This is a genomic window from Saccharomonospora iraqiensis subsp. paurometabolica YIM 90007 (genome assembly GCF_000231035.2).
In the GTDB taxonomy this organism is placed as follows: Bacteria; Actinomycetota; Actinomycetes; order Mycobacteriales; family Pseudonocardiaceae; genus Saccharomonospora; species Saccharomonospora paurometabolica.
In genome coordinates this window covers 105,625-110,543 of record NZ_KI912264.1, presented here as the reverse complement: position 1 = coordinate 110,543, position 4,919 = coordinate 105,625, and the positions used below count along the sequence as shown (strand labels likewise).

6 protein-coding genes are annotated in these 4,919 nt (G+C 74.4%); 2 read left to right on the top strand and 4 right to left on the bottom strand.

The window, feature by feature from the left end; genetic code table 11:
- Nucleotides 1-136 precede the first annotated feature (136 nt).
- Nucleotides 137-1,588: an FAD-linked oxidase C-terminal domain-containing protein gene (locus SACPADRAFT_RS0224320; RefSeq protein WP_007026493.1), complete on the bottom strand. Its 1,452-nt coding sequence runs from the start codon at nt 1,586-1,588 to the stop codon at nt 137-139.
- Nucleotides 1,589-1,762: 174 nt separating this feature from the next.
- Here SACPADRAFT_RS0224320 and SACPADRAFT_RS0224315 point away from each other — a divergent pair, with 174 nt between their 5' ends.
- Nucleotides 1,763-1,957, top strand: a complete 195-nt coding sequence (locus tag SACPADRAFT_RS0224315; RefSeq protein WP_007026494.1) for a hypothetical protein — start codon at nt 1,763-1,765, stop codon at nt 1,955-1,957.
- On the opposite strand, the gene SACPADRAFT_RS0224310 is transcribed toward SACPADRAFT_RS0224315, so the two are convergent.
- Together SACPADRAFT_RS0224310 and SACPADRAFT_RS0224305 are read right to left on the bottom strand one after the other, a co-directional pair.
- Nucleotides 1,933-3,342, bottom strand: coding sequence for a cytochrome P450 (locus SACPADRAFT_RS0224310; RefSeq protein WP_007026495.1), 1,410 nt, complete (start codon nt 3,340-3,342; stop codon nt 1,933-1,935). The genes SACPADRAFT_RS0224315 and SACPADRAFT_RS0224310 overlap by 25 nt on opposite strands.
- Before the next feature lie 43 nt (nt 3,343-3,385).
- The gene (locus SACPADRAFT_RS0224305) at nt 3,386-3,592 is read right to left on the bottom strand and encodes a hypothetical protein (RefSeq protein WP_007026496.1); all 207 of its coding nucleotides are present in this window, start codon (nt 3,590-3,592) and stop codon (nt 3,386-3,388) included.
- 179 nt (nt 3,593-3,771) lie between these two features.
- Between SACPADRAFT_RS0224305 and SACPADRAFT_RS0224300 the strand changes: the two genes are divergently transcribed.
- Nucleotides 3,772-4,248, top strand: coding sequence for a hypothetical protein (locus SACPADRAFT_RS0224300; RefSeq protein ID WP_007026497.1), 477 nt, complete (start codon nt 3,772-3,774; stop codon nt 4,246-4,248).
- On the opposite strand, the gene SACPADRAFT_RS29735 is transcribed toward SACPADRAFT_RS0224300, so the two are convergent.
- On the bottom strand, nt 4,236-4,919 hold a 684-nt coding region (locus tag SACPADRAFT_RS29735), incomplete at its 5' end, for a DUF998 domain-containing protein (protein ID WP_007026498.1). The genes SACPADRAFT_RS0224300 and SACPADRAFT_RS29735 overlap by 13 nt on opposite strands.

The window sequence follows — 4,919 nt, the reverse complement described above, 5'->3', positions numbered from 1 at the left end:
GGCCCGGTGGTCCCGGCCAGCGCCTCGGCGGCGTCGCGCAGGTCCGTGGGGGTCAGCACCCCGGCCGTCGGTGTCGCCGTCGGTGTGCCCGTCCGTCCGCCGGTCGCGGCGGCTCCGGACGTCCGGTGGGTTCCGCTCATAGCCGCTCGATCACCCCGGCCTCCTCCAGCGGGTGCGGCCGGTAGGGGCCCGGGGCCTCGCCGCACAACCGGGGCGTGGGCAGCAGCTTGCCCGGGTTGCACAGTCCGTCCGGGTCGAACGCCGCACGTACCCGGTCCATCGTGGCGAGATCGGTCTCGCCGTACATCCGCGGCATCGAGCACGCCTTGTCCGTGCCGATCCCGTGTTCCCCGGACAGCGACCCGCCGAGCTCGACGCACAGCTCCGCGATCCGTTTCGACAACTCCTCCGCGCGCTCCTGCTCCCCGGCCGCGGCGTTGTAGAGCACCAGGGGGTGCAGATTCCCGTCCCCGGCGTGGAAGACGTTGGCGACCCGCAGGCCCGCCTCCGCACCCAGGTCGGCGATGCGGGCCAGCACCTCCGCCAGCCGGGTCCGCGGCACCACGCCGTCCTGGACGATGTAGTCCGGGCTGATCCGGCCCATCGCCGCGAAGGCGGCCTTGCGGCCCTTCCAGATCCTCGCCCGTTCGGCCGCGTCACCCGCGATGTGCAGGCGGGTGCATCCGTGCCGTTCGCAGATGGCGGTCACCTGCTCGAACTGCGCCTCGCACTCGGCGGCGGGTCCGTCCAGCTCCACCACCAGCGCGGCCGCCGTATCCAGGGTGTACCCGGCGTGCACGGCCTGCTCCGCGGCGTTGATGGCGAGGTTGTCCATCATCTCCACCGCGGCGGGCACGATCCCCGCCGCGACGAGGTCGCCGACCACCTCACCGGCGCGCGGGATCGAGTCGAAGTCGGCCAGCAGCGTGCGCACCGTCTGCGGCGTCGGCAACAGCCGGACGGTGATCTCGCAGGCGATGCCGAGCGTGCCCTCCGAGCCGACGAACACCCCGCGCAGGTCGGGGCCGAGCTGCTCACCGGTGTCCCCGCCGAGGGTGACGATCTCCCCGTCCGGCAGCACCACCGTAGTCTCCAGCACGTGGTTGGTGGTGAAGCCGTACTTCAGGCAGTGCGCGCCGCCGGAGTTCTCGGCCACGTTGCCGCCGATCGTGCAGACCTGCTGGCTGGACGGGTCGGGCGCGAAGTACAGCCCGTGCGGCGCGGCGGCCGCGGTGATGTCCAGGTTGGTCACGCCGGGTTGCAGGGTCGCGCGCCGGTCCAGCGGGTCCACCGCGAGGACCCGCCGCATCCGTTGCAGCGAGATCACCACGCCGTCGGCGATCGGCAACGCCCCGCCGGAGAGCCCGGTGCCCGCACCGCGTGCGACGAACGGCACCCCGTGCCGGTGGCACACGCGCACGGCGGCGGCGACACCCTCGGTGTCGGTGGGCAGCACCACGAGTGACGGCGCCTGGCGGACGCCGGTGAGACCGTCGCACTCGTAGCTGCGCAGGCCGACCGGGTCGGAGATGACGTTCGCCGCGCCGACCGCGGTCACCAGCGCGTCCCGCACCGCCGGGTCGAGCATGCGCGCCCCCCTGCCTCCGGTCTCCGACACGGTCGTCACGGATCGACGGTACATCGGGTACGGACGCGGTCAAGGTCGTGCGGACCCGCCCCGCCGTGGCCGTCCGCACAGCGGGACCGCGCCGGGGGCGTGTCGCCGTCGGATCCGCACCGGCCGGGTGATACGAAGGGGGGGATGAGCTGCGTGAACTGCCGGGAGGGTCTCGACCACTGCCACGGCACCGTGATCCGGCACGGCGACGACACGGCGGAGTGCACCGACGCCGGGTGCACGGACGTCGACGTCGTGCGGCACACCCTGGTCGTGGACTGCGGAACCGTCGACGGCGGCTGCGTCTGCGCCGGTCAGCCGGCATTCGCGGTCGCCTGAGAACCCTCGGCGGGGTCACGGGCGAACCGGAGGGCGTAGTGGTTCAGCGTGGCGGGCAGCCGGTCGTGGGCGTTGCCCCGCGCGCGGAGTGACCGCGGGGCGAGCACCCGGTAGCGGCCCTGCCGCAGGAACTCGGCGAGCATCGTGGCCGTCAGGAGCAGCACCAGATTCTCCCCCGGGCACCGGCCCGGCCCCGCGCTGAACGGCACCACACCCGGCCACCGCCCCGCCCCCTCCGTGACTCCGGGCGTGTCGTCCGGCGGGACCCGCGGGTGGAAGCCGTCGGGGAAGGGCACCAGTTCCGGTGCCCGGTGGAAGTAGGGCGCGAACACGACGAACAGCGTCCCCCGGGTGAGCGTGCTGCCCCGCCAGGACGTGGCCGTGGTGCTCTCCCGCAGCAGCACCGGGGTGGTCGGCCACAACCGCACGGTCTCCCACACGCACGCGCGCAGGAACGGCAGCGCCGCGTCCCCGGGCCGGGCGTGGGCCTCCTCCCGGGCGCGGGCGGCGTCCCTCGGGTGCGTGGACAGGACGGCGAGGGTGCGCAGCGTCACCATGCCCGCGGCGTCGAACGCGAACAGCCAGTGCGGCACCTGCCCGTACGGGTCGAGGTCGTCGGCGCCGGTGCCGATGCGGGGGAGGACGTCCCGCCCCACGGCGTCCCCGCGGGTGTGGTCGGCGAGCGTGGCGGCCAGACTGCCCGGTTCGGCACGGTCGAGGTGGGCCGCCAGCCGCGCACGGAACGCCTCCCGGCGGTGCCGCGCCGCGGGCAGCAGGAACGCCCAGTTCCCGCGCGAGCGCAGTGCGGCGAGTTCGTCGGTGACCTCCGTGGCGTCCCGGGCGTGGTCGCCGAGCACGAGGCGGCGGACGATCCGCCACCACGCCACCTCGAACTCCGGCCAGGCGAGTGCGGTGCGGTCGGCGAGCAGTCGGGTGGTCTCGTCGCGGACGATCTCACGCACCCGGAGTGCGAGGTGGTGCTCGGCACGGTCGGCCTCCAGCACCCGCTCGTTGAGCCGGCGTCGGGGTGCCCGCTCCGGCATCGGGGAGGCCAGCACCGCGTGCGGCTGGAAGTGCCCGAGCGCGGCCCGCTTCTCCCGGGCCGCGGGGGTGAACGGCGACGGGGTGCGGTCGAGCACCCGCTCGACGTCGTCCGGGTCGAGCAGCACCGCGATCGGCCTGCCCGGGATGCGCAGCAGCAGCGGACCCGGCCCGTACCGGGAGCGCAGGGCGCGCATCAACCGCACGGCGTGCCGGTCGAACCGCAGTCGCTCGGCCAGCGCCAGCACCCGCGGCCTGCGCCGGAGTACGCCGCCCGCGAGCGTCGGGGCGACGACCTCGCCGACGAAGCGCGCGGTGTCGGCGACGTCGGTCCGGGTGGTCACCGGCGGTCCTCCGTCGGGCCCGGAACGGCGGTGTCGGCCGGGATCACCGGGACCGCTGGGTCGGCACGGAGCGGCCCTCCTCGGGGGAGAGGCCGAGCGCCTCCAGCAGGTCCGCGCAGTCCCGCGCGTCGGTGGCGGCCGAGGCGACCGCGCGGACGGCCCGGCGCCGCTGTTCGGGGTCGGGCTCCTCGGTGTAGGGCAACACCGGCCGCGGGTTGTGGCTCGGCGCGGTCGAGGTGTGGGCGTTCACGGCTACTCCCGGGGGTCGCGTGTGGTCTCTGGGGACGGCGGGCGCACCGGTATCCGGCTGCGCACGGCCGCTGCGGTCGGATACCCCATCGGGGGCGCGGCTACACGTCGTCGTTTCCCGGGGACGGTGGCCGGGTACGAGGCGTGAGTGCCTTCGCGCCACGCGGAAAGGAGGCTGCGGTGACCACTGACGCGTACCTGGCGTTCGTCGGCCTGGGTCTGATCATGATCGTCGCGGACGGGCAGATCCTCTACCACAGCGGGAAACGCTATCTCTCCGATGTGGACGACGAGACCGAGTCGGTCGGTTCCATGGCCCAGTTGGTCGCCGTGCTCTTCCACATCGTCATGTTCGGCTTCCTGGCACTGCTGTCGGTACTCAACTTCGACTTCGGCGGCGGTAACACGCTCCGTGCGGTGGTGGGCAACCTCGGTGTGCTGCTGTTGCTGCTGGCCCTGGTGCACGCGGTCACGATGGCGGTCATCTCCCAGCTGCGGGACGGCCGGGCCACCGACGACCGGTATCCCGGCCCCACCCCGCGCACCCCGACGAGCACGAACGTGCAGCTGCACCGCGGACAGGTCGTCACCCCGGTCGACGACCAGCCCGGGCGGGATCCGCGGATGACGGCGTCGCTCGACGACTACCCGTCCTGATCCGCCGCCGCACCACCCCCGGGCGTGCGGCAGAACTCCAGCAGTCCCGCGAGCAAGCAGAAGTGCAGCACGAAGACGATCCGCTGCACCCCGCCCACCGGCAGCGCGGCGGCCACCGCGGACAACTCCGGCACCCGGGGCAGCAGGGTGTCGACGACGTAGGCCGCCCCGAACAGCGCCAGCGCGGCGAGGTCCGCGACGAGCAGCCGCGTCGTCGTCCGCCGGGCGTGCGCGGGACCGGGTGCCGACCGGGTCCGGTCGAGCAGGCACCCCACCATTCCCGGCAGACACAGGAACGCGAGCAGGCTGGCGTACTGGTGGATCAGACCGCTCGCCGGGGCGACGTCGTCGGTGAACGCCGCCGGGAACAGCGCGGCGGCGACGAGCCCCGCCGTGGTCGCCACGGCCAGCAGCGTCGGCGTCCGGCCGAACCGGTGCCCCGAGGCGGACAGGGCCGTGTACACCGCCACCACACCGAGCGCGAAGGAGAGCAGGCTCGCCTCGAGCAGCCCCGCGCCGTCGGTGCCGAAGGCGTACCTGCTGACGGGGTCGCGCACCGGGTCGTACGGGCTGACGGCGTGCAGCACGACCAGGGTGAACGCCGCCCACCCCAGCGCCGCCCACGCGATGACCGTCCACCGGCGGGCCCGGGCCGCCCCGGCGGCAGCGGG